The organism is Pseudomonas nitroreducens TX1 (assembly GCF_000313755.1).
GTDB lineage: Bacteria > Pseudomonadota > Gammaproteobacteria > Pseudomonadales > Pseudomonadaceae > Pseudomonas > Pseudomonas nitroreducens_A.
The window spans coordinates 89,818-113,059 of record NZ_AMZB01000135.1 but is presented as its reverse complement, the minus strand read 5'-3'; the positions used below and the strand labels follow the sequence as shown (position 1 = coordinate 113,059).

20 protein-coding genes and 1 pseudogene are annotated in these 23,242 nt (G+C 66.1%); 9 read left to right on the top strand and 12 right to left on the bottom strand.

What is annotated here, in order from left to right:
• Positions 1-1,412: 1,412 nt before the first annotated feature.
• A pseudogene (locus C167_RS33970) lies at positions 1,413-2,687 on the bottom strand (pyruvate/oxaloacetate carboxyltransferase); the annotation flags it as partial.
• A gap of 11 nt (positions 2,688-2,698) precedes the next feature.
• Positions 2,699-4,114: an acetyl-CoA carboxylase biotin carboxylase subunit gene (locus tag C167_RS0127410; RefSeq protein ID WP_017521524.1), complete on the bottom strand. Its 1,416-nt coding sequence runs from the start codon at positions 4,112-4,114 to the stop codon at positions 2,699-2,701.
• 227 nt (positions 4,115-4,341) lie between these two features.
• Here C167_RS0127410 and C167_RS0127405 point away from each other — a divergent pair, with 227 nt between their 5' ends.
• Positions 4,342-5,277, top strand: coding sequence for a LysR family transcriptional regulator (locus C167_RS0127405; RefSeq protein ID WP_026079320.1), 936 nt, complete (start codon positions 4,342-4,344; stop codon positions 5,275-5,277).
• On the opposite strand, the gene C167_RS0127400 is transcribed toward C167_RS0127405, so the two are convergent.
• The gene (locus C167_RS0127400) at positions 5,231-5,446 is read right to left on the bottom strand and encodes a PA3496 family putative envelope integrity protein (RefSeq protein ID WP_026079319.1); all 216 of its coding nucleotides are present in this window, start codon (positions 5,444-5,446) and stop codon (positions 5,231-5,233) included. The genes C167_RS0127405 and C167_RS0127400 overlap by 47 nt on opposite strands.
• A 231-nt stretch (positions 5,447-5,677) precedes the next feature.
• Complete coding sequence (gene hexR / locus C167_RS0127395; RefSeq protein ID WP_017521521.1) at positions 5,678-6,562, bottom strand: transcriptional regulator HexR; 885 nt, start codon at positions 6,560-6,562, stop codon at positions 5,678-5,680.
• 115 nt (positions 6,563-6,677) lie between these two features.
• Between hexR and zwf the strand changes: the two genes are divergently transcribed.
• Positions 6,678-8,129: a glucose-6-phosphate dehydrogenase gene (gene zwf, locus C167_RS0127390; RefSeq protein ID WP_017521520.1), complete on the top strand. Its 1,452-nt coding sequence runs from the start codon at positions 6,678-6,680 to the stop codon at positions 8,127-8,129.
• Between the two features lie 208 nt (positions 8,130-8,337).
• The gene (gene yegQ, locus C167_RS0127385; protein WP_017521519.1) at positions 8,338-9,741 is read left to right on the top strand and encodes a tRNA 5-hydroxyuridine modification protein YegQ; all 1,404 of its coding nucleotides are present in this window, start codon (positions 8,338-8,340) and stop codon (positions 9,739-9,741) included.
• A gap of 154 nt (positions 9,742-9,895) precedes the next feature.
• On the opposite strand, the gene C167_RS0127380 is transcribed toward yegQ, so the two are convergent.
• Together C167_RS0127380 and C167_RS0127375 are read right to left on the bottom strand one after the other, a co-directional pair.
• Positions 9,896-10,603, bottom strand: coding sequence for a DUF3142 domain-containing protein (locus C167_RS0127380; protein WP_017521518.1), 708 nt, complete (start codon positions 10,601-10,603; stop codon positions 9,896-9,898).
• A 5-nt stretch (positions 10,604-10,608) separates the two neighbouring features.
• Positions 10,609-12,786, bottom strand: coding sequence for a hypothetical protein (locus C167_RS0127375; protein WP_017521517.1), 2,178 nt, complete (start codon positions 12,784-12,786; stop codon positions 10,609-10,611).
• A gap of 243 nt (positions 12,787-13,029) precedes the next feature.
• Here C167_RS0127375 and nirK point away from each other — a divergent pair, with 243 nt between their 5' ends.
• The 6 genes from nirK (at position 13,030) to C167_RS0127345 (ending at position 17,612) form a co-directional block, all read left to right on the top strand.
• Complete coding sequence (gene nirK, locus C167_RS0127370) at positions 13,030-14,181, top strand: copper-containing nitrite reductase (protein ID WP_017521516.1); 1,152 nt, start codon at positions 13,030-13,032, stop codon at positions 14,179-14,181.
• Positions 14,182-14,246: 65 nt separating this feature from the next.
• Positions 14,247-15,059: an SUMF1/EgtB/PvdO family nonheme iron enzyme gene (locus C167_RS0127365; RefSeq protein WP_017521515.1), complete on the top strand. Its 813-nt coding sequence runs from the start codon at positions 14,247-14,249 to the stop codon at positions 15,057-15,059.
• Between the two features lie 66 nt (positions 15,060-15,125).
• Entirely contained in the window at positions 15,126-15,854 is a 729-nt protein-coding gene (locus C167_RS0127360) for a Crp/Fnr family transcriptional regulator (RefSeq protein ID WP_017521514.1), read from the top strand.
• Between the two features lie 108 nt (positions 15,855-15,962).
• The gene (gene ytfE / locus C167_RS0127355; protein ID WP_017521513.1) at positions 15,963-16,634 is read left to right on the top strand and encodes an iron-sulfur cluster repair protein YtfE; all 672 of its coding nucleotides are present in this window, start codon (positions 15,963-15,965) and stop codon (positions 16,632-16,634) included.
• A gap of 108 nt (positions 16,635-16,742) precedes the next feature.
• Complete coding sequence (locus C167_RS0127350; RefSeq protein WP_017521512.1) at positions 16,743-17,426, top strand: Crp/Fnr family transcriptional regulator; 684 nt, start codon at positions 16,743-16,745, stop codon at positions 17,424-17,426.
• Positions 17,427-17,429: 3 nt separating this feature from the next.
• On the top strand, positions 17,430-17,612 hold the full coding sequence (locus C167_RS0127345) for a hypothetical protein (RefSeq protein WP_017521511.1): 183 nt from the start codon (positions 17,430-17,432) through the stop codon (positions 17,610-17,612).
• A gap of 85 nt (positions 17,613-17,697) precedes the next feature.
• Here the strand turns inward: C167_RS0127345 and C167_RS0127340 are convergent, their stop codons facing one another.
• The 6 genes from C167_RS0127340 to C167_RS0127315 form a co-directional block, all read right to left on the bottom strand.
• Positions 17,698-19,545: a nitric oxide reductase activation protein NorD gene (locus C167_RS0127340; protein WP_017521510.1), complete on the bottom strand. Its 1,848-nt coding sequence runs from the start codon at positions 19,543-19,545 to the stop codon at positions 17,698-17,700.
• 66 nt (positions 19,546-19,611) lie between these two features.
• Positions 19,612-21,039, bottom strand: a complete 1,428-nt coding sequence (locus C167_RS0127335; protein ID WP_200860182.1) for a cbb3-type cytochrome c oxidase subunit I — start codon at positions 21,037-21,039, stop codon at positions 19,612-19,614.
• Entirely contained in the window at positions 21,039-21,479 is a 441-nt protein-coding gene (locus C167_RS0127330; protein ID WP_026079316.1) for a c-type cytochrome, read from the bottom strand. The genes C167_RS0127335 and C167_RS0127330 overlap by 1 nt, the downstream gene beginning before the upstream one ends.
• A 113-nt stretch (positions 21,480-21,592) precedes the next feature.
• A complete protein-coding gene (locus C167_RS0127325; RefSeq protein ID WP_017521507.1) occupies positions 21,593-21,841 on the bottom strand; it encodes a cytochrome C oxidase subunit IV family protein in 249 nt (82 codons plus the stop codon).
• Positions 21,838-22,431 carry a cytochrome c oxidase subunit 3 gene (locus C167_RS0127320; protein ID WP_017521506.1) on the bottom strand — a complete coding sequence of 198 codons (594 nt, stop codon included), beginning with the start codon at positions 22,429-22,431 and terminating at the stop codon, positions 21,838-21,840. The genes C167_RS0127325 and C167_RS0127320 overlap by 4 nt, the downstream gene beginning before the upstream one ends.
• Positions 22,415-23,212 (bottom strand): CbbQ/NirQ/NorQ/GpvN family protein, encoded by a 798-nt coding sequence (locus C167_RS0127315; RefSeq protein ID WP_017521505.1) that lies wholly within the window; start codon positions 23,210-23,212, stop codon positions 22,415-22,417. The genes C167_RS0127320 and C167_RS0127315 overlap by 17 nt, the downstream gene beginning before the upstream one ends.
• Positions 23,213-23,242: the final 30 nt, after the last annotated feature.

Below are 23,242 nucleotides of genomic sequence, written 5' to 3'. Positions count from 1 at the left end.
ACCCGCACAGGCAGCCTGGTCACCCGCGGCAAGAGCATCGACCTCAAGGGCGCGGCCACCGGCACGGGCGTGGTCATCGACAACAGCGGCCTGATGCAGTCCACCACCGGCCGCGTGGTCGACACCTCCGGGAGTGACAGCACCACGCGCTTCTACCAGATCATCAACCGCGAAGACGGGCGGATCGTCGGCTACGACGACGCCATCCGCATGAACAACCCGTTCAGCGCCGGCAACGTGCTGATCGACAACGCCGGCAGCATCACCTCTGCCACCGGCCAGGCGCTGGACCTGGACAAGCTGCAAAGCGCGGCGACGGTCACGATCATCAACCGCGCCAGCGGCGTGATCCACAGTGACGGCAACGACGCTATCCGTCCCGGCGGCAATGCGACGATCAGCAACTACGGCGAGATCAGCAGCTCGGACATGATCACCGCCGACACCAAGAACGACGGCATCGACTTCCAGGGCGCCTCGGGCGGCCAAGTGGAAAACCACGGTCTCATCAGTGGCGGCCGCCATGGCATTACCACCGACGTCGGCGCCACCCTGATCAACTACGCGGACGGCGTGATCATCGGCCGCAATGGCTCAGGCTTCGGCTCCGACGGCGATGGCACGGTGATCAACTACGGGCGCATCAGTGGCGCCTACAACGGCCTGGTGCCAAACGGCGACGGCGATGGCGTCGACATCGACTACACCGGCCACATCGAAAACCACGGCATCATCGAAGGCACCGGCGCCGCCGGCTCGAAGGACGGCTCGCCCAACGGCAGCGAAGGTATCGCCATGGGCGGCGGCACCCTCATCAATTACGCCGGCGCGGTCATCCGCAGCGTGGACCGCGGCATCCTGGTCGACGACGGCAACGGCAACAGCGGCTTCAGCGCCACCTACCTGGAAAACCACGGCAGCATCAGCGGCGAATCCTCCTCGGGCGTGACCTTCTCCGGTGACCTCGACGACAGCGTGATCAACGACGGTCTGATCCACGGCGGCAACGGCGTGGCCCTGGAAATGGGCGGCGGCAACGACTCGCTGGTCCTGCTCTCCGGCAGCCGCTTCGAAGGCCTGGTGGACGGCGGTAGCGGCCGCGATAGCGTGACCCTCGACGATGCCGCTGGCGGCCGCTTCGGCAACAGCGCCAACTTCGAATGGCTGGACGTGAAACAGGGCAGCTGGACGCTCTCCAGCACCGACGATTTCAGCGAAGGCGGCGAAGTCTTCAGCGGCGCCAGCCTGAGCAACACCGGCAGCCTGCTGGGCACCCTGCAGATCGACCAGGGCGCCACCTACTCGGGCAGCGGCAGCGTCGGCGGCCTGAATGTCGCCGGTACCCTGATCGCCTCGCCGGCAACCGGCGCCGCCCACGTGACCGGCAACCTGAACCTGCTGAGCGGCTCGACCTCTTCGGACTTGGCCAGGCTGCCGATCTCTTCGCGCAGCTTGTTCAGCTCCGGCTTGAGCAGGTCGGCCGGGCGCACGTCGATGACTTCCTCGTTACCGATGGCCTGGCGGCGCAGCGCTTCGTTGATGGTGCCCGGCGCCTTGCCATAGCGGCCCTGCAGGTAGAGCTTCACCTCGTTGGTGATGGTCTTGTAGCGCTCGCCGGCCAGCACGTTGAAGAACGCCTGGGTGCCGACGATCTGCGAGGTCGGGGTGACCAGGGGCGGGAAGCCGAGGTCTTCGCGAACCCGCGGGATCTCCGCCAGCACTTCCGGCATGCGGTTCAGCGCGCCCTGTTCCTTGAGCTGGTTGGCCAGGTTGGAAATCATCCCGCCCGGCACCTGGTTGACCTGCACGCGGGTATCCACGCCGGTGAACTCGCTCTCGAACTGGTGGTACTTCTTGCGCACGGCGTGGAAGTACATGCCGATTTCCTGGATCAGTTCCAAGTCCAGGCCGGTGTCGAACGGGGTGTCGCGCAGGGCGGCGACCATGGATTCGGTACCCGGGTGGCTGGTGCCCCAGGCCATGCTGGAGATGGCGGTGTCGATGCGGTCGGCGCCATTCTCGACAGCTTTCAGCTGGCACATGCTGGCAACACCGGCAGTGTCGTGGGAGTGCACCACCACGTCCAGCGGCAGCGCGTCCTTCAGCGCCTTGACCAGTTCGCCGGTGGCGTAGGGGGTCAGCAGACCGGCCATGTCCTTGATGGCGATGGAATCCACGCCCATGTCGGCCATCGCTTTGCCCTGGGCCACGAAGGCGTCGATGGTATGCACCGGGCTGGTGGTGTAGGCGATGGTGCCCTGGGCGTGCTTGCCGGCGGCCTTCACAGCCTCGATGGAGACGCGCAGGTTACGCACGTCGTTCATCGCGTCGAAGATGCGGAACACATCGATGCCGTTGACCGCCGCCTTGGCGACGAAGGCGCGCACCACGTCGTCGCTGTAGTGGCGGTAGCCCAGCAGGTTCTGCCCGCGCAGAAGCATCTGCAGGCGGGTGTTGGGCAGCGCGGCCTTGAGCTTGCGCAGGCGCTCCCAGGGGTCTTCCTTGAGGAAGCGCACGCAGGCGTCGAAGGTGGCGCCGCCCCAGACTTCCAGCGACCAGTAGCCGACCTGGTCGAGCTTGTCGCAGATCGGCAGCATGTCTTCGGTGCGCATCCGGGTCGCCAGCAGCGACTGGTGGGCGTCGCGCAGGATGGTATCGGTGACGGTGACTTTCTTGGAAACGGTCATGGACGAATTCCTCACAGGCCAGCGTGGGCGGCAATGGCGGTAGCGATGGCGATGGCCAGGTGCGACGGGGTGCGCTTGATCGAGTACTGGGTCAGTTCCGGGTGGCTTTCGACGAAGCTGGTGTTGAACTGGCCGTTACGGAATTCCGGGTTCTTGAGGATTTCCTGGTAATAGGCCGCGGTAGTCTTCACGCCCTGCACGCGCATGTCGTCCAGCGCACGCAGACCACGGTCCAGCGCCTCTTCCCAGGTCAGCGCCCAGACCACCAGCTTCAGGCACATCGAGTCGTAGTACGGCGGGATGGTGTAGCCGGTGTAGATCGCGGTGTCGGTGCGCACGCCGGGGCCACCGGGTGCGTAGTAGCGCGTGATCTTGCCGAAGGACGGCAGGAAATTGTTCTTCGGGTCTTCGGCGTTGATCCGGAACTGCAACGCGAAGCCACGGTGAATGATGTCTTCCTGCTTGACCGAGAGTGGCAGGCCGGAGGCGATGCGGATCTGCTCGCGGACGATGTCGATGCCGGTGATTTCCTCGGTGATGGTGTGCTCCACCTGCACGCGGGTGTTCATCTCCATGAAGTACACCTCGCCATCGGCGAGCAGGAACTCCACGGTGCCGGCGTTCTCATAGCCCACGGCCTTGGCCGCGCGCACCGACAGGTCGCCGATGTAGGCGCGCTGCTCGGGGGTCAGCTGCGGGCTGGGGGCGATCTCGATGAGCTTCTGGTTACGGCGCTGGATCGAGCAATCGCGCTCGAACAGGTGCACGGTGTTGCCGAAGGAGTCGGCCAGCACCTGGGCTTCGATGTGCTTCGGGTTGACGATGCACTTCTCGAGGAAGACTTCCGCGCTGCCGAAGGCCTTGGTGGCTTCGGAGATGACGCGGGGGAAGTTCTGCTCCAGCTCTTCGCGACTGTTGCAGCGACGGATGCCGCGGCCGCCACCGCCGGAGGTGGCCTTGAGCATCACCGGGTAACCGATGCGCTCGGCTTCGGAAATGGCTTCGGCCAGGTCGGCGACGTTGCCTTCGGTGCCCGGGGTGCAGGGCACGCCGGCGGCGATCATGCTGCGGCGCGCTTCGGTCTTGTCGCCCATGCGGCGGATCACTTCCGCCGACGGGCCGATGAACTTGATCCCGCGTTCGGCGCAGATATCGGCCAGCTCGGCGTTCTCGGAGAGGAAGCCGTAGCCCGGGTGCAGGGCGTCGCAGCCGGTTTCCACCGCCAGGTTCACCAGGGCGCGGGGGTTCAGATAACCCGCCAGAGGATCGGCGCCCAGGCTGTGTGCTTCGTCGGCACGCTTCACATGCAGGGCGTGGCGGTCGGCGTCGGAATAGACGGCCACCGAACGGATGCCCATCTCGGCGCAGGCGCGCACGATCCGGACAGCGATCTCCCCACGGTTGGCGATCAGGATTTTCTTGATCACTGCGGCTTTCCCTCGGCCCGGACCTCGAGGGCCCCGGCGTAAAACCAATCGGCAGCTCTGCAAACGGCAGCTGGATATGTTGGCCGGAGCGGGTTCCGGCGTGGGATTTACCCTAGCGCGGGAGGGAGGATTAACCAAAATCAATAATTATTGGGGTAGCCATAAAGAATGCTTTATAGTTCTTGAAAAATGTCCTCATCAGGCAGGCTTCTATGCGTAAGTCATTGATGCGTATGACACTTCGCCAGCTGCAGGTTTTTCGCGCTGTGTGCGAAAGCCGTTCCTACAGCCGGGCAGCGGAGGAAATGGCGCTGACCCAGCCTGCGGTCAGCCTGCAGATTCGCCAGCTTGAAGAATTGGTTGGCCAGCCGCTGTTCGAGTACATCGGTAAGAAGCTTTACCAGACCGATGCCGCCGACGCCCTGCTGCGCGCCACCAACGACATTTTCCAGCGCCTGGAAGTGCTGGACATGAACCTCTCCGACCTCAAGGGCTCGCTGCAGGGCCAGTTGCGCCTGGCAGTGGAATCCAGCGCCAAGTACATCACCCCGCACCTGTTCGCCGCCTTCCACGCGCAGCACCCGGACGTCAGCCTGAACCTCACCGTGGTCAACCGCGCCCAGGCGATCAAGCGCCTGTCGGACAACCGTGACGATCTGGTGATCATGTCCCTGGTGCCCCAGGACATGGCCCTGGAGTTCCTGCCCTTCCTGAACAACCCGATCATCGCGGTGGCGCCGCCGGATCACCCGCTGTGCAATGCCGCCAAGCTGTCGCTGAAGGACCTGGAGCCTTACCCGCTGCTGATCCGCGAGCCCGGCTCGGGCACGCGCAAGGCCTGCGAGGAACACTTCCAGCAGAAGCGCGCGCACTTCCCGCAGACGCTGGAATTCGCCTCGCTGGAGGGATCGCGGGAAGGCGTATTGGCTGGGCTGGGATTGGCGCTGCTACCGCGCCATGCGGTGAGTCGCGAACTGCAGTCCGGGCTGCTGCATGAGCTGCCGGTGGAAGAGCTGCCGCTCTACCGTAGCTGGTGTCTGGTGCACGCCCGCGGCAAACGCCTGAGCCCTGTCGCCCAGGCGTTCGTCGCCTTCATCCGTGAAGAGCGGGCGCTGATCAGCCAGCTGGCTGAACGTTTCGCCGGCCCACCCGTGCAGAAGTGAGATAGGCAGCGGCAATCAGATCGGGGTAATCGGAGGTTTCCACGGCGAGGCGTTGCGCCTCCATGCGGTCTTCGATGGCGCGACGGAACTGCATGCGCCGCTGATCTTCAAGCTTGCGGCGGGTCTTGGCGTCCAGTTGGAGCTGGGTGTCGTCGATATGGCGGGGCATCTCGCATCTCCCAAGGCCGAAGGGCTGGAGACGCCAGCATGCTGACGACGGATGACCGTTTGACGACGCCGGGGTGAAGCACCGATGACCGCGACGAGCGGTTGGCGTCGCGCCTCGGATAACCCGAGGCGCCTTTGCTCTTCGTAGGAGCGAGCTTGCTCGCGAACGGATTCAACCGGCGACTCGGCGGCTGGGCGGTTCGCGAGCAAGCTCGCTCCTACACCAAAGCGCTTAGGACGCCTCTTCCGGGCGCTCCTCGTGGTTCTTCACCACTTTCGGCGACAGGCGCAGGCTGCGCAGGCTGCGTTTAACGCTCTTGAGGTGATTCACCAGGTCCGGGCCGCGGGCCATGGCCACGCCCATCGCCAGCACGTCGATCACCACCAGGTGGGCGATCCGCGAGGTCAGCGGCGTGTAGATGTCGGTGTCTTCGTGTACATCCACCGCCAGGTTCACCGTGGCCAGGTCTGCCAGCGGGGTCTGACTGGGGCACAGGGTGATCAGCGTGGCGCCGGCCTCGCGCACCAGGTTGGCGGTCACCAGCAGGTCCTTGGAGCGGCCCGACTGAGAGATGCAGATGGCCACGTCCGACGGCTTCAGGGTCACCGCCGACATGGCCTGCATGTGCGGGTCGGAATAGGCCGCCGCCGAGAGCAGCAGGCGGAAGAACTTGTGCTGGGCATCCGCCGCCACCGCGCCGGATGCGCCGAAGCCGTAGAACTCGACACGCTGGGCATGGGCAATGGCCGCGATGGCGCGCTCCAGGGCGTGGGTGTCGAGGTGTTCGCGCACTTCCATCAGCGAATGCAGGGTGGTGTCGAAGATCTTCAGGCTGAAGTCCGCCACCGAATCGCTCTCGTTGATCGAAAACTGGCCGAAACTGGCGCCGGCGGCCAGGCTCTGCGCCAGCTTGAGCTTGAGGTCCTGGAAGCCGCTGCAGCCGATGGCGCGGCAGAAGCGAACGATGGTCGGCTCACTGACGCCCACGCTGTGAGCGAGGTCCGCCATGGAGCTGTGCATGACCGATGCAGGGTCCTGCATCACGTGATCGGCAACCTTGAGCTCCGACTTGCGGAGCAGATGACGCGACTGGGCAATGTGCTGCAAAAGGTTCACAGGGATAGGCTCGGTGATAGTTGTCTGAAATTTATGTAGTCTTGTTGTAGTTATACTACAAAACTTGCCTTCGCGCCCAGGGAATAAGTCTGTGAATACGTCTGCGAGCCACGGTTTGCCAAGCTCTTGCGACATTCTGGTATTTGGCGGCAGCGGTGATCTGGCGCTACATAAACTGCTGCCGGCGCTCTACCACCTGCACCGGGAGAACCGCCTGCCGGCCGACACGCGAATCTTCGCCCTCGCCCGCAGCCAGCGCGATAACGCCTCCTACCTCGCCCTGGCCGAACGCAACTGCCGTGCCCAGGTAGCGCGCAGTGACTTCTCCGCCGAGGCCTGGCGCAGCTTCTCGCAGCGCCTGGAATACGTGGCGATGGATGCCTCGCAGAGCGCCGACTTCGGCCGCCTGGCCAAGGCTCTCAAGCGCACGGAAGGCCGCGTGCTGGTGCATTACCTGGCCACCGCGCCGAGCCTGTTCGCCCCCATCGCGCAGAACCTCAAGGTCTCCGGGCTCGCCGGCCCGCTGGCGCGCATCGTGCTGGAGAAGCCGCTGGGCCACTCGCTGGACTCGGCGCTGGCGATCAACCAGGCCATCGGCGAAGTGTTCGACGAATCGCGGGTGTTCCGCATCGACCACTACCTGGGCAAGGAAACCGTGCAGAACCTGATGGCCCTGCGCTTCGCCAACACCCTGTTCGAGCCGGTATGGCGCAACGGGCACATCGACCACGTGCAGATCACCGTCAACGAGACCCTGGGCGTGGAAAACCGCGGTGCCTACTACGACCACGCCGGCGCCATGCGCGACATGGTGCAGAACCACCTGCTGCAGCTGCTCTGCCTGGTGACCATGGAAGCGCCGGTGCGCTTCGACGCCGAGGCCGTGCGCAACGAGAAGGTGAAGATTCTTCAGGCGCTCAAGCCGATTTCCGGGCAGGACGTGCAGGACAAGACCGTGCGCGGCCAGTACACCGCCGGGCATATCGGCGGGCAGGAAGTGCCCGCCTACTGGTTCGAGAAAAATGTCGACAACGACAGCGATACGGAGACCTTTGTCGCCGTACAGGCCGAGATCGACAACTGGCGCTGGTCCGGCGTGCCGTTCTACCTGCGCACCGGCAAGCGCATGGCGAAGAAATGTTCGGAGATCGTCATCCAGTTCAAGCCGGCGCCCAACGGCCTGATCGGCGGTGCTGGCAACCCGGCCAACCGCCTGTGGATAAGGTTGCAGCCGGAAGAACGCATCAGCGTGCAACTGATGGCCAAGGCGCCGGGCAAGGGCATGCAGCTGGAGCCGGTGGAACTGGACCTCAACCTGGCCGAGGCCTTCAGCCGCAACAAGCGCCGCTGGGATGCCTACGAGCGCCTGCTGCTGGACGTGATCGAGGGCGACTCGACACTGTTCATGCGCCGCGACGAGGTGGAAGCGGCCTGGAGCTGGGTCGACCCGATCATCAAGGGCTGGCACGAGCACTACCTGAGCCCGCGCCCCTACGCGGCCGGCAGCAATGGGCCGGAGCAGGCGCAGACGCTGCTGGAACTACAGGGACGACGCTGGCTGGAGTGATGCGTTGCGGCTTCATGACTGAGTTGCAGGAGCGAGCTTGCTCGCGAACCACCCGACGCCAGAGCTGCCGGTAGGCTCTGTTCGCGAGCAAGAACTAGGCGTCCCCCTCGCTCCTACGAAAAGCGCCCTGGCGTTGACCTCGCTCAGCACGCGCAGCCGGCGGATTTCCTAGAGTGGCGGCCTTTTTCCCACTTCCCGCTGCGCCATCATGTCCCACACTTCGTTTTCCCCGGAACTGCTCTGCCCCGCCGGCTCGCTGAAAAGCCTGCGCCACGCCTTCGCCTATGGCGCCGATGCCGTCTACGCCGGCCAGCCGCGCTACAGCCTGCGGGTGCGCAACAACGAATTCGACCACGCCAACCTCGCCACCGGCATCAACGAGGCCCACGCCCAGGGCAAGCGCCTCTACGTGGTGGTGAACATCGCCCCGCACAACGCCAAGCTGAAGACCTTCCTGCAGGACGTGGCATCGGTGATCGCCCTCGGACCGGACGCGCTGATCATGTCCGATCCGGGCCTGATCATGCTGGTTCGCCAGCATTTCCCGGAGATTGATATCCACCTCTCGGTGCAGGCCAACGCGGTGAACTGGGCCAGCGTGGAGTTCTGGCGCCAGCAGGGACTCAAGCGGGTGATCCTGTCCCGCGAACTGTCGCTGGAGGAGATCGGCGAGATTCGCGAACGCGTGCCGGGCATGGAACTGGAGGTCTTCGTCCACGGCGCGCTGTGCATGGCCTACTCCGGCCGCTGCCTGCTGTCGGGCTACATCAACCGCCGCGACCCCAACCAGGGCACTTGCACCAACGCCTGCCGCTGGGAATACCAGACCCACGCCGCCCACGAAGACGAGCTGGGCCACGCGGTGCGCAACGTCGAGCCGACCCTGGGCATCGGCGCGCCGAGCAGGGAAATCGTCCTGCTCGAAGAAGCCAACCGCCCCGGCGAGCTGATGGAGGCGTACGAGGACGAGCACGGCACCTACATCATGAACTCCAAGGACCTGCGCGCCATCCAGCATGTGCAACGTTTGACGCAGATGGGCGTGCATTCCCTGAAGATCGAAGGCCGAACCAAGTCCCACTACTACGTCGCGCGTACCGCCCAGGCCTACCGCAAGGCCATCGACGACGCCGTCGCGGGGCGCGCCTTCGACCTCGGCCTGATGGACACCCTGGAGTCCCTGGCCCATCGCGGCTACACAGAGGGGTTCCTGCGCCGCCACGTGCATGACGAATACCAGAATTACCAGTACGGCCATTCGCTGTCCGAGCGCCAGCAGTTCGTCGGCGAGTTCACCGGCGAGCGCCGCCACGGCCTGGCCGAGGTGCGGGTGAAGAACCGCTTCGAAGTGGGCGACAGCGTCGAGCTGATGACCCCGGCAGGTAACCGCACCTTCCGCCTGCACGCCATGGAGAACGCCCGTGGCGAGTCTATCGGCGTTGCGCCGGGCGACGGCCACGTCGTCCATATCCCGGTGCCCGACGCGCTTGACCTGCAATACGCCCTGCTGATGCGCAATCTGAAAGGCGGTACGTCCCGCGATGCGCGAGAGCCCGCGTCAGCCGGGGGTTGCGGGAACGACTGCGGCAAATGCGGGTGTGGCGGAGCCTGACCCGATCTCAACCGTAGATGCGTAGGGCGCATAACCCGGAACGGGTTATCCGCCCTACCAAAAGCATCGCGGACGGGGTCCGCTCCTACGGAACCTCCAACCTGCCTAGGAGCGGACTCCGTCCGCGATCAATGTTCCAATCCACGCCGGCCATTCAGGGATTCTGCAAGAACACCACATACCCCCTGAACCACGGGCTCCGGGCCAGATAATCCGGCGCCTGCCACTCCCCGTACTGGGCCAACCCGATGCGGAAGGGCAACTGCAAACGGGCCACGCGCGGCAGGTACGCCTGGTAGTTGGGAATGGTCTGGCGCCCCTGGTAGGTCTGCACCACCACCTCGTCCACCACGCCGGCCAGTCGATTGATGGTTTCCGGCGCGGCATTGCTGCCCCAGTCCATCAGCCCGGTAATGCTCAGCTTACTGCCCGCAGGCAGGCGCGTGCGAAGGTCCTGGAGAAAGTCGACGTACTCGTGCAGGTAGCGCGTGCGCGCATCGAAGTCGATCTGCACGCCGACCACCGGATTGCCGGCGGCACGCCAGCGGCGCAGTTGCGAAAGCACGGTGCGGTAGATGTCCTCGTTCCAGCGCAGGGTATGCGCGCGGTAGACCATCCATACCTCGCCCTGCCTCAAGCGGGGGATGGCGATGCCCTGGGCGATCAGCCGGGGGTAGCCGTGGCCATAGCGCGGCGCACTGATCTGCCCTTGCAGCACATAGAGGGTGCGCGCCCGGGCCAGCGCCGGCTGGGGCGAGACGCCGCTCCAGAGCCAGAAGGCGTCGTGGTCCGCGGCGTCCACGCCGGCCGCCGAAGCGTTGCCCGCGAGCAACACCAGCGCCAGCGCCAGTAAACGCCGCACGGGGCTTACCAGTAGTACTTCAGGGACTTCGCCCAGGGCGTGCCGGAATACTGCCCCTTGAGGGTGCGGAACCACTGCTTGCGCTGCGACGGGGCGATGTCCTGGCTGCCGCAGCCGTTGTAGCCGCTGGGCGCGAAGCAGTTGATGGCGCGGAACAGCGCGTAGGCGCGGTCCTCTTCCACAGCCTGCTTGTCGGCGATGACCTTGAGATAGCCGTCCATGCGCGAATAGGCCGAACCGGGGAACAGCGATTCACCGCCGCCCAGTTCGCGCTCGCTGGGTTGGGTGTCCAGCGGGAAGCCATCCAGGCCGTTGCGCAGGATGAACTCGCCCAGGCAGTTCAGCGCCTTGGGCGGCTGCGGACTCTGCAGCAGGTCGCGCGCGACGTCGACGATCGCCGGGCATTCGTAGCCGCTGTCGTTCTTGCCGCCCGGCCACTGGAACAGCGACAGCGGCATGCTGCCGTAGAGATAGCCGATGCTGGCGCCCAGCGGCTTGCCGCTGCCGTCGGTGGGCAACAGCGCGAGGTCGTCGATATAGGCCTGGTACTGGCCGTGCAGCAGGTCCTTGTAGAGCAGCGCGAACAGCGCGGTATCGCGCTCTTCCACCGAGACGCTGGTGGACTTCGCCTGCTGGCGCAGCAGGTCGGGGCCGGCGACGTGGCGCAGGAGAATCTCGCGGATGATCGGCGTATGCACCGGCGAGCCTTCGGCGAAGACCTTGACCAGGCGGTCGCTGCGCTCGTAGTTGAAAGCCAGCGCCAGCTCCAGCTGCTCGCGCTGCAGCGGCTGCTCGGCCAGCGGCAGCAGGCGCAGCCAGAGTTTCTCGGCGGCGATCCAGTCGTTACCGGCTTCCAGAGCAAAGCCGCGCAGGGTCTGCTGGCTGAAGGCGAGGTAGTCGAGCCTGGCCGGCAGGTCCTCGGGCAGGGATTTCAGCGCTTCGGTGGGCTTTTCCTCGACGTACAGCCGGTAGGCCGCCGTCAGGTAGTCGTGCAGGCCGGGATTCCTGGCGAACAGGTCCTTCTGCGCGGCCAGGCCGGCGGCGTCGAGGGCACGGGGTTCGTTGGGTTCGTGGTGGCGCATCTGCATCAGGTCGAGCACCGCCAGCAGGCGCGCGTCGCGCACGTCGGCCGGGTGTGCGGTGACCAGCAGCTTGTTGTCGACTTCCTGCACCAGTTGGGCGAGATCGTCGGCATCCTCGCGGGCGAACAGTTCGGCGTACTCGCCGGCCAGCCGGCTCTCATCGCTCATCAGCCAGTAGACGCGGCGCGTCAGCCCCCTGGCCGAGGCGCTGAAGCGGCCCTGTGGATAAGCCTTGAGGTAGTCGCCCAGCGCGGATTCGGCCTGGGCGAGGATCTTCTTGTCGACCTTGCGCAGGTCCGGGTAGCCCATCTCGTCGAAGGCGTTCTGCTGCGCCTGGTTGAGCAGCGCACGGGCGACCATGTAGCGCGAGGTTTCCTTCAGCCAGGCCTGGTCGCTGTCCTGCAGGGCGCGGAAGGATTTCAGCGCGTCGGCGAAGCGCCCGCTGTAGAAGTCCGCGGCGCCCTTGAGGTAGCTGCGGTAGGCCTTGGCCGGGGCGCTCTGCAGGTCATTGGGCAACAGCACGCTGAGCTGTGTTTCGTCCCATTGGCAGGCGCCCAGCAGGGTCAGGCGCGCACGGGCCAGGCCCTGGCGTTCGTCAGCGGAAAGGCTGTCGACCAGCAACAGCTGGGAGAGGAAGTCCTGCGCGGTGCCTGCGTTGTTGCTGCGACAGCGGCTGCCTTCGCCGCTGGCGAAGCTGTCGGCGGAGGACTGCACGGCATCCGCCGGCAGGCCGATGCGCGCGGCGAGGTCGGCCAGCGGTGCGGTGCTGGCAGCGCTGGCGCTGTCGGTCGAATCCCCAGGCGCGGCACCTTCCAGCCAGCGCGCCAGCGGGAACGGCACCTGACCGTAGCCCAGTTGCTGCTCATCGTCGGTCAGCGCGCGATTGGGAATGCTGGCCTGCCCCGCATCCGCCAGCAGCAGCTGCAGGTTGACCCGGCTGTCGTTGCCCGGGCTGAGGAACGGCAAGCTGTTGCACACGTCCAGCGAGTCGCGCTTGAGGTTCCAGCTCGGATAGCAGGAGTCGTCGCTGCTCGCGCGCGCTTCCTGCACGCCAAGGCAGCCGGTGATCAGGGCCAGCAGGGTCAGTCCGTACAGACGCATGAAGGATCCTTGTCCGTTGCAGCCCGCACGCCGGGCCGGAATTCAGAGCAGGGAGAATCTTACCTCGCCGCGCCCGGTCTTGCCCGCCTGCATGGGTACAAGACTGTAAACGCGATCTGCCGCACAACAGAGCCTGCGACACGTTGTCCAGCAGATTCCTTCTTTGTTCCGGCTCAAAGAAGGAATCTGCCGACCGGGTATTTCTGTAGCCAACGACAGTTCGTCGATTACGGAGAGTTGCCCATGTTTGATCAGGAAGAGATTTCGCTTTCCCGCCGCACCCTGCTGGCCGGCGCCGTGGTGCTGGGCGTTACCGGCAGCATGCTCGGCAGCGGCAAGGCCATGGCCGACGGGGAGGCAGCGCCGAAGAATATGGGTCCGGCCCTGGACCTCTCGAAGCTGGAGCACGTCCAGGTCGAGCTGGTCGCTCCGCCCTTCGTCCATGCCCATGAGCAGCGCGCCAAGGGCAAGCCCAAGGTCGTGCAGTTCCGCATGGTGATCGAGGAGAAGAAGCTGGTCATCGACGACGATGGCACCGAGATCCACGCCATGACCTTCAACGGCTCGGTGCCCGGCCCGATGATGGTGGTGCACCAGGACGACTACCTGGAACTCACCCTGGTTAACCCGGCGACCAACACCCTGACCCACAACATCGACTTCCATGCCTCCACTGGCGCCCTGGGCGGCGGCGCGCTGACCATCATCCAGCCCGGCGAGGAAGTGAAGCTGCGCTTCAAGGCCACCCGCCCCGGCGTGTTCGTCTACCACTGCGCACCGGGCGGCGCGATGATCCCATGGCACGTGGTCTCGGGCATGAACGGCGCGATCATGGTGCTGCCGCGCGACGGCCTGAAGGACCGCGAAGGCAAGTCCCTGAAGTACGACAAGGTGGTCTACATCGGCGAGCAGGACTACTACGTCCCGCGTGACAAGGACGGCAAGTTCAAGCGCTACGCAACGCCGATGGAAAGCTACAACGACATGCAGGAAGTCATGAAGGGGCTGATCCCCAGCCACATCGTGTTCAACGGCAAGGTCGGCGCCCTCACCGGCAAGAACGCGCTCAAGGCCAACGTCGGCGAGACCGTGCTGATCGTCCACTCCCAGGCCAACCGCGACACCCGCCCGCACCTCATCGGCGGCCACGGCGACCACGTCTGGGCCACCGGCAAGTTCCACAACCCGCCGGAGGAAGACCTGGAAACCTGGTTCATCCCGGGCGGCGCGGCCGGCGCTGCGCTGTACACCTTCCTGCAGCCGGGCCTGTACACCTACCTCAACCACAACCTCATCGAGGCTGTGCTGCTGGGCGCTGCAGCGCACATCCAGGTCGAAGGCCAATGGAACAACGACCTGATGAGCCAGATCCAGCCACCGACTGCGATCAAGTGAGCGCCGAGGCCGGCCCATCCGGGCCGGCCCTTTCCCCCTAATCGATACCGGCGACCAGGCAGACCATGCGCAAGACCATCCTGATCGGCGTACCTGCCGTACTGCTGCTGGGCGGAGCCCTCCTCCTGCTGCGGCCACAGTACGCACCCGAGCTCGCGCCACAAACCGTGCGACTCGAACCCCGCGACTTCGACTTCCGCCCGGCGGGCGACTACTGGCTGGAAAAGCAGGCCGTGGATGCACCGTCGCAACGTGAGCATCTCGCCCCGCGCTTCGAAGTCATGAAGTACCAGGTCAGCCAGGGCGAATACGCCCGCTGCGTAGCCGAGGGCGCTTGCCTGGCCCTGGACGCCAGCGCCCCTCGCGACGACATGCCGCTGACCGGCGCCAGCCTGCTGGATGCGCAGCTCTATGCCGATTGGCTGTCCAAGCGCACCGGCCAGAAATGGCGGCTGCCGACCGACCGCGAGTGGGCCTTCTTCGCCGGCACGCGCTGGGCCGACGACGCCCTGCGCATCGAAGACGACGATGGCAGCAACCCTGCCCGGCGCTGGCTCGCGCGCTACCGCCTGGAAGCGGAGTCCCGCACCAGCACCTCGGCGCTGCCCCAGGCGCGCGGCAACCACGGGCTGAACGAGTACGGCGTGGCCGATCTGGGCGGCAACGTCTGGGAGTGGACACAGAGCTGCCATCAGCGGGTCAACCTCGACGCCCAGGGCACCCCGACCCACCGCGCCGAGTACTGTTCGATCCGCATCGCCGAAGGGCGCCACCGCGCGGCGATCAACGATTTTGTCCGCGATGCCCGCGGCGGTGGCTGCAGCGCGGGGCAGCCGCCGGATAACCTGGGTTTCCGCCTGGTCAGGGACATCCCTTGATTCCCCTCAAGTTCCACCGCGGCCCATAACCCTTATGCTGCGGCGGGACCCAGGGAAATCATTGACGTGACCGCCGATCTCTCCCTCAACCGCGCCTGGCTGGGCAGTCTGCCGCCCTTCGCCAACAGCAGCCGCGAGGAACAGGACGATATCCTCCGCCAGGCCAGCATCCTGCGCCTGAACAGCGGCGTGGCCGTGTTCGAGCAAGGTGCGCCGGCGACCCGCTTCTACCTGCTGGTGCACGGCCGACTCAAGGCCACCCAGCTCACTGGCGATGGCCAGCGCGTGCTGGTGCGCGTGGTCAACCCGGGCGACCTGTTCGGCTTCGTCCGCGCGCTCGGCCGGCGCGACTATCCCGCCACCGCCACGGCCAGCCAGGACAGCCTGGCGCTGGCCTGGCCCACCAGCCAGTGGGAACCGTTGCTCGCCTGCCACCCCGGCTTCGCCCTGAACACCGTACAGGCCATCGGCGAACGCCTGCAGGAAGCCCACGTGCGCTTCTGCGAACTGGCTACCGAAGAGGTCGAACGGCGCGTCGCCCACACCGTGCTGCGCCTGGTGCAGCAGTCCGGCCGGCCGGAGGCCGATGGCATCCGCATCGATTTCCCGGTCACCCGCCAGGACATCGCCGAGATGACCGGCACCACCCTGCACACCGTCTCGCGCATCCTCAGCGCCTGGGAAGAGCGCGGCCTGGTGGTCGGCGGCCGGCAGAAGCTGCTGGTGCGCGACCCGCAGCAACTGATGCGGGTGGCCGGCGGCGACGAACGGGAAGCGACCTCCCTGGGCGCTTGACTGCAATCAAGGAGCGGGGCGCACGCGCATCCCTAGACTGATCGCCACCTTCCCCAGATTGACGGCGACGACAGCGGCCGCCGTGCCCCACTCCACCCGAGGCCCGCCATGACCGACAACCTTACCGAACGCACCCTGAGCGACCTGGCCTTCAGCCTGCCGGGCAGCAGCGCGCTGTTCCACGACTACAAACTCGACTTCTGCTGCGCTGGTCAGCGCAGCCTGGCCGATGCGGCCAGCGAGCAGGGAATCGACGTCCAGCGCATTGCCGACGAACTGCAAGCGCTACCGCCGGCCAATGATCAGACCGACTGGCGCCTGACCAGCAACGACCAGTTGATCGACCACATCCTCGAGCGCTACCACAAGGTCCATCGCGAGCAGCTGCCGGCGCTGATTCCGCTGGCCGAACGCGTCGAGAAGACCCACGCCGCGCATCCGCAATGCCCCACCGGGCTGACCGCGCACCTGAAGAAGATGCAGGAAGAACTGGAATGGCACATGTGCAAGGAGGAAAGCGTGTTGTTCCCCTGGCTGCGCCAGGGCATCCCGCTGACCCACGTGCAGGGCCCGATCGGCGTGATGCGCCATGAGCACGACGAACACTCACAATCCCTCGCCGCGCTGGCCGACCTGACCGACGACCTCACCGTGCCGGCGGACGGCTGCAACAGCTGGCGCCGGCTCTACAGTGGCCTGGAAGAGCTGCGCCGCGACCTGATGCAGCACATCCACCTGGAGAACAACCTGCTGTTCCTGGGCGCCAACCACCCGGCCTGAGCGCCGGCCCTGGAGCCAGGAGGGCGACCAGTGACAGCTTGTCTCACCACGCTGCCCAGCGGCATCGCGCATACTGGCGGGATTGTCCCCGCCCAGGAGCGCTCCGCCATGCTCGCGCATCGCGTCCACCACCAGATTCTGTGCGGCCACCATCTGTTCAACGTGCTCAACGAAGAACAGCTGGAGCAACTGCTCGCCACCAGCACGCTGCTCAACCTGGAGAAGGGCGACAAGCTGTTCCTCCAGGGTGAGCCGGCCCACGCCTTCTACTTCGTGATTTCCGGTGCGGTGAAGATCTACCGTCTGACACCGGAGGGGCAGGAAAAGGTGCTGGAGGTCGTCGGCAGCCGGCAGACCTTCGCCGAAGCCATGATGCTGATGGACACCTCCGACTACGTGGCCTCGGCCCAGGCGCTGGAGCCCACGCAGGTCTATCGCTTCGCCAACCGCACCTACATGGAGCTGCTGCACAGCAACCCGCAGCTGCCCTTCTCGCTGCTCGCCACGCTCTGCGTGCGCCTGCATCGGCGGATCAACGAGATCGAGACGCTGTCGCTGAAGAACTCCACCCACCGCGTGGTGCGCTACCTGATCACGCAGCTGAACCGCCAGGGCAGCGAGGACCACCGCTTTGAGCTGCCAATGGCCAAGCAACTGGTGGCCGGGCACCTGTCGATCCAGCCGGAGACCTTCTCTCGCGTACTACGGCGACTGATCGACGAAGACATCATCGACCTCAACGGCCGCACCGTGCAGGTGCTCGACGTCGCGCGGCTGGAGCAGTTCGAGTAGGCCATGCGCCAGTGCCTGTACTGCCAGCACGAGAGCCCCGAGGATGCCGCAGATTGCGCGCAGTGCGGGATGCCCCTGCCAGTGGACCAGGCGCTGGCGAAGCAGCGCCGGCTGCGGCGCTTCGCCTGGTACTGCGCCATCCTCGCGGTGTTCTGCGGGGTAATGATGGTGTGGTTGCCGCGCTGATTCCCGCTTTTCGCCGCTACCTGTGGAACACCCTGTAGGAGCGGGCCATGCCCGCGCTCGCGTGCAGGGCGCGCCCCCACAATGGTCAGCCTTGGCGGCGGGTGAGCTGCCGGTAGAGCTGCGGCAACTGCACCGGCAGCTGTGCCGGATCGTTGATCAACAGATAGCCCTGACTGCCAAACAGATGCGGCAGGTAGTCCGCCGCCTCGCGGTCGATGGTGATGCAGAACGGCACCAGCCCCGCGCGACGGGCTTCCAGCACGGCCTGGCGGGTGTCCTCGACACCGTAGCGCCCCTCATACAGGTCGAGGTCATTGGGCTTGCCGTCGGTGAGGATCAGCAGCACCCGCTGGCGCTCCTTGCGCTCCAGCAGCAACTGCGTGGCCCGGCGGATCGCCGCGCCCATGCGCGTGTAGTAGCCCGGCCGCAGCGCGCGGATGCGCCCGCGCACCACATCGTTGTGGCGCTCATCGAAGGTCTTCAACTGGGTCAGGCGCACCTGCCGCCGACGCAGCGAGGAGAAACCGTACAGCGCGAAACGATCGCCCACCGCCTGCAGCGCCTCGCCGAACAGCAGCAGGCTGTCGCTGATCAGGTCGATCACCCGGTGGTCGTTGTCGATGTGCGCGTCGGTGGACATCGACAGGTCCGCCAGCAGCAGGCACGCAAGGTCGCGGCGGGTCTGCCGGCGCTCGAGGAACAGCCCGGGCTCGCCGCAGGCGCCGAGGCGCCGCTCGACGCTGAAGTCCAGCCAGGCTTCCAGGTCCAGCTCCGCGCCCTGGGGTTGCCGGCGCAGCCATTGGGGCTGCTGGCGCAGGCTCTCGAACTGCCGGCGCAAGCGCCGCGCAATCGGCGCCAGGGCATCCGGCAGCGGTGCCGGCAGAGCGTCGCGCGGCAGCATCGGCTGCAGGCAGACGTGGTCTTCCGTCAGCTGTTGGCGACGGTAGTCCCATTCCGGCAGGCGAATACCCTCGCCCAGCGGCACGTCGTCGAAGTCGGCGGCCGGCAGGTCGAGGTCGAGCTTCAGCCCGCCGCCCTTCTTCTGCCGTTGCCGGGACAGGCTCAGGTGATCGAGGTCATCGGCAACCTTGGCCGCGTCCAGGTCCTCGCTGTCGTCACCGGCACGGTCCAATTCGATGTGCTCGGACCAGCTGAACAGGTTCTCCAGGCGGAACAGCAGCAGGCCGCCCCGGCCGGGATCCTGCCCGACCCGCTCGGCACGCTTGCGCGTCGGGCCCTTGGCTTCGCTGTGGGCGGAACGGCCCTGCTCGTCGCCGTCGATCAGGTCGGTGTGCTGCGGCGCGGCCAGTCGTTGCGGCGGGTAGAGCCACAGTGGCACCGGCCAGGGCGCCTTTTCACTGCGCGGCAGGCGCTCGACGCTGCCCGGATCGCGCAGCGCACATTGCAGTGCCAGTTCCAGCTCCGCTTCCGCCGGTGGCAGATCAGCGGGATCGGGACGCAGACTGAGCAACGCTTCCACCAATCGACGGTAGCGGGGGCGCAGCAGCGGGTAGCGCTCCAGCACGGCGCAGGTCCAGGCCTGGTTGTCGCGCGCCCAATGGCGCATCGGCTGGCTGTGCGCGGCCAGCAGCGCCAGCCAGCGGTAGAGCTCGCGGTTCAGCTCGGCATTGGGGAACACCGCCAGTTGCGCGGGCAGGCGCAGGGAATCGGCGTCGAACCAGGCCACCGGCAATTGCTGGCAGGTACCGGCCACCTGCTGCAGCAGGCTGCGGCGCACCAGCAGTTCGCGGGCGCTGGCCGCCTCCACGCCGACCCCGGCCTCGCCGCCGGTGCCGCGGAACAACAGCAGCAGGCTGCGGCGCATGTCATCCAGGGTCACCGCCGCCTCGTCGAACTCCGGGCTGGCGCGACGGGTGATGAACCGGTGCCAGGCGCGGCCAAAGCCTTCTTCGATTTCGAGGTGGATGGTCATGGCGCCCCCTGCAGAACGAAAAAAGGGCCCGCCGCAAAGCGGTCGGGCCCGGGTGGACGGTATCGATCAGCTCACCTGAGCCGCGCCCGAGGCAACGGCCACGCGGCCGCGCTGGCGGAAGCTCAGCAGGTAGCAGATCAGCCCGATGAAGAAACCGACACCGGAGTACAGGCGCAGCCAGAAGAAGATCTTCAGCTGGTCGACCGTGGCCATGAACGGCATGGCGGCGCCATCGGCGGGCATGCGCTGCAGCCAGACCTGGACGATGCCGGCGGCGGTGAGCATCAGGGTGATCAGCAGCATGGAGAGGGTCATCAGCCAGAAGCCCCAGATCTCCAGGGTCTGCGCACGGGCGTCAGGCGCTTCGCCGATGCCCCGCAGGCGCGGCATGGCGTAGCTGATCATGGTCATGACGATCATCGCGTAGGCACCGTAGAAGGCCAGGTGACCGTGGGCGGCGGTGAGCTGCGAGCCGTGGGTGTAGTAGTTCACCGGCGCCAGGGTGTGCAGGAAGCCCCACACGCCGGCGCCGAGGAAGGCGGTCACGGTGGTGCCCAGGGCCCACAGCGCGGCGGCCTTGTTCGGGTGCTCGCGGCGACGACGGTTCACCATGTTGAAGGCGAACAGCACCATGGCAAAGAACGGCAGCGGTTCCAGCGCGGAGAAGATCGAGCCCAGCCACAGCCACACGCCCGGTGCGCCGATCCAGAAGAAGTGGTGGCCGGTGCCGATGATGCCAGTGATCAGGGCCATGGCGATGATCACGTACAGCCACTTCTCCACGACCTCACGGTCGACGCCGGTGATCTTGATCAGCACGAAGGCCAGCATCGCGCCCATGATCAGCTCCCACACGCCTTCCACCCACAGGTGCACGACCCACCACCAGTAGTACTTGTCGCGCGACAGGTTCTCCGGGTTGTAGAAGGAGAACAGGAAGAACACCGCCAGGCCCACCAGGCCGGTCATCATCACCACGCTGACGGCGGTCTTGCGGCCCTTGAGCAGGGTCATGCCGATGTTGAACAGGAAGCCCAGCGCTACCACCACGATGCCCATCTTGGTGATCGTCGGCTGTTCGAGGAACTCCCGGCCCATGGTCGGCAGCAGGTCGTTGTGGGTCAGCCTGGCCAGCCCCGCGTAGGGCACCAGCAGGTAGCCCAGGATGGTCAGCACGCCGGCGATGGCGAACACCCAGAACAGCACGATGGCCAGTTTCGGGCTGTACAGCTCACGGTCGGCCTCCTCGGGAATCAGGTAGTAGGCCGCGCCCATGAAGGCGAACAGCAGCCAGACGATGAGCAGGTTGGTATGCACCATCCGTGCGACGTTGAAGGGGATCGCCGGGAACAGGAAGTCACCGACCACGTACTGCATGCCCATGATCAGACCGAAGACGATCTGCCCGACGAAGAGCATCAGGGCGAACACGAAGTACGGTTTGGCCACCGACTGCGAAGCGAATTTCAGATAGGGATTGCCCGGGTTCATGATCAACCCTCCTTGTTCGGCGGCCATTTGTTGGTGTCGATCTTCGAGGTCCACAGCAGGAACGCCGCAAGGTCGGTGACCTCCTGGTCGCTCAGGTGGAACTGCGGCATCTGCCGGCGACCGGGCACGCCCAGCGGCTGCATCTTCATCCAGGCCGCGAGGAAGCTGCCGAAGGCTGCGTCACCGCCACGGCGGATCGCGACGTTGCCCAGCTCCGGCGCGAAGTAGGCGCCTTCACCGAGGATCGAGTGGCAACCCACGCAGTTGTTCTGCTCCCACACCAGCTTGCCGCGCACCACCGATTCGGTGAGCTCACCCTGGTTGGTGCGCTTGGGGAAGGTGGTTTCGGTGTGATAGGTCAGCGCGAGGAACACCAGGAAGAAGAAAACGCCTCCTCCCAGGTAGATGTTCCTCGCCATCCCTTTGGTAAATGTCTCTGACATGGGGCCCTCCTAGGTCACGGTCGGCGCCATTGTAGGAACCGTCCTAGGACGTCTCGCTTGATGGCAATCAAGAAAGACCAATGCTTTCAGTCAGGTATTTTTCCAATGGAAAATCAGTGAGTTGCATGCAGGGCCAGAATCACGCTGGTGATCACCAGCGGCCAGCCGAGCAGCACCCCTTGCCACAGGCGCGGGCCGTGGCTGAGCTCCATGAAGCGCAGCACGATGAGCCAGGCCTTGCCCAGGCCCAGCAGCAGGATCGCTGCCACCGGCAGCAGCGCGTCGGGTGCGTGGTGGCCCAGCCACACCGCCGCCACCGACATCGGCAGCATCGCCAGCCAGGCGAACAACAGCGTCTTCATGAGCCGGGCGCCAGCACGTAGACCAGCGGGAACAGCACCACCCAGACCAGGTCGACCATGTGCCAGTAAAGTGCGCCGGACTCCAGCCCGCCCAGGGCGTCGCTGCGGTAGGCGCCACGCAGGCAGCGCAGGGTCATCCAGCCGAGGATCACCAGCCCCAGCAGGACGTGCAGGAAATGGAAGCCGGTGATCAGCCAGAACAGGGTGAAGAAGGTGCTGTATTCCAGGTCCAGACCGCGCGAGGCGAGGTGATGGTATTCGGCGGACTTGAGCACCACATGGGCCAGTCCCAGCAGCACGGCAACGCCCAGCAATACGGCCGCTCGGCGCTGGCGGCCGTGGCGCACCTGCTCCACCGCCAGCGCCGCGCAGAAGCCAGCGGTAAGCAGGGTCAGGGTCAGCGCCAGGGCGGTGGAGAGATCCAGCTGCGCGCGCCCGGCGCGAAAGCCTTCGACGTCCAGGTGCTGGGTCACGGCGAAGACGATGACGAGGATGGCGAAGACCGTCAGCTCGGCGAGGATGAAGAACCACATCGCCAGGTCGCCCGGCAGGTGCCGGGCGCTGAGCGTCGCCTCAGGCGAAGTGGACATCGACCAGGTCCATCAGCGCGGCGACCGTGGCCTCGTCGTCCGACAGCGGCTCGGCCAGCCCGACGCGGCAGGCATCACGCGGCGCCACGCCGGCCTGCAGCAGGCGCGCAGTGAGTACCAGCAGGCGCGTCGAGCAGACCTCTTCCAGCTCCTGCCGGCCCAGGCGGCGCAGGGCCACGCCCAGTTGCGCCAGGCGCTGCGCCAGCTCAGGGGAAACGCCGGCCTCGCCGGCGATGATGTCGGCTTCCACGTCCGGTGTCGGGTAATCGAAGCGCAGGGCGACGAAGCGCTGGCGCGTACTGGGCTTCATGCCCTTCAGCAGGTTCTGATAGCCGGGGTTGTAGGACACCACCAGCATGAAGCCCGGCGGCGCCACCAGGGATTCACCGGTGCGCTCGATGAACAGCTCGCGGCGATCGTCCGCCAGCGGGTGCAGCACCACGACGGTGTCCTGGCGCGCTTCCACCACCTCGTCCAGGTAGCAGATGCCGCCCTCGCGCACCGCGCGGGTCAGCGGGCCGTCCTGCCACCAGGTGCCGTCGCTGCCGATCAGGTGGCGGCCGACCAGGTCCGCCGCCGACAGGTCGTCATGGCAGGCCACGGTGTAAAGCGGCAGGTTCAGGCGCTGCGCCATGTGCTGGACGAAGCGCGTCTTGCCGCAGCCGGTCGGGCCCTTGATCAGCACCGGCATGCCCTGCGCGGAGGCGTGGCTGAACAGCGCCACCTCGTTGCCGGTCGCCTGGTAGAAGAGCGGCTCGATGTGCTGGGCGGGAGCGTTCATGGCGAGGATATCTCTGTAGGAAGTTTCGGT

Excerpts from the sequence above, each read along its gene's own strand:
- C167_RS0127405 (WP_026079320.1), top strand. The coding sequence starts at position 4,342 with ATGCGTATGACACTTCGCCAGCTGCAGGTTTTTCGCGCTGTGTGCGAA.
- C167_RS0127400 (WP_026079319.1), bottom strand. The coding sequence starts at position 5,446 with ATGCCCCGCCATATCGACGACACCCAGCTCCAACTGGACGCCAAGACC.
- yegQ (WP_017521519.1), top strand. The coding sequence starts at position 8,338 with ATGTCCCACACTTCGTTTTCCCCGGAACTGCTCTGCCCCGCCGGCTCG.
- C167_RS0127375 (WP_017521517.1), bottom strand. The coding sequence starts at position 12,786 with ATGCGTCTGTACGGACTGACCCTGCTGGCCCTGATCACCGGCTGCCTT.
- nirK (WP_017521516.1), top strand. The coding sequence starts at position 13,030 with ATGTTTGATCAGGAAGAGATTTCGCTTTCCCGCCGCACCCTGCTGGCC.
- C167_RS0127365 (WP_017521515.1), top strand. The coding sequence starts at position 14,247 with ATGCGCAAGACCATCCTGATCGGCGTACCTGCCGTACTGCTGCTGGGC.
- ytfE (WP_017521513.1), top strand. The coding sequence starts at position 15,963 with ATGACCGACAACCTTACCGAACGCACCCTGAGCGACCTGGCCTTCAGC.
- C167_RS0127350 (WP_017521512.1), top strand. The coding sequence starts at position 16,743 with ATGCTCGCGCATCGCGTCCACCACCAGATTCTGTGCGGCCACCATCTG.
- C167_RS0127345 (WP_017521511.1), top strand. The coding sequence starts at position 17,430 with ATGCGCCAGTGCCTGTACTGCCAGCACGAGAGCCCCGAGGATGCCGCA.
- C167_RS0127340 (WP_017521510.1), bottom strand. The coding sequence starts at position 19,545 with ATGACCATCCACCTCGAAATCGAAGAAGGCTTTGGCCGCGCCTGGCAC.
- C167_RS0127330 (WP_026079316.1), bottom strand. The coding sequence starts at position 21,479 with ATGTCAGAGACATTTACCAAAGGGATGGCGAGGAACATCTACCTGGGA.
- C167_RS0127325 (WP_017521507.1), bottom strand. The coding sequence starts at position 21,841 with ATGAAGACGCTGTTGTTCGCCTGGCTGGCGATGCTGCCGATGTCGGTG.
- C167_RS0127320 (WP_017521506.1), bottom strand. The coding sequence starts at position 22,431 with ATGTCCACTTCGCCTGAGGCGACGCTCAGCGCCCGGCACCTGCCGGGC.
- C167_RS0127315 (WP_017521505.1), bottom strand. The coding sequence starts at position 23,212 with ATGAACGCTCCCGCCCAGCACATCGAGCCGCTCTTCTACCAGGCGACC.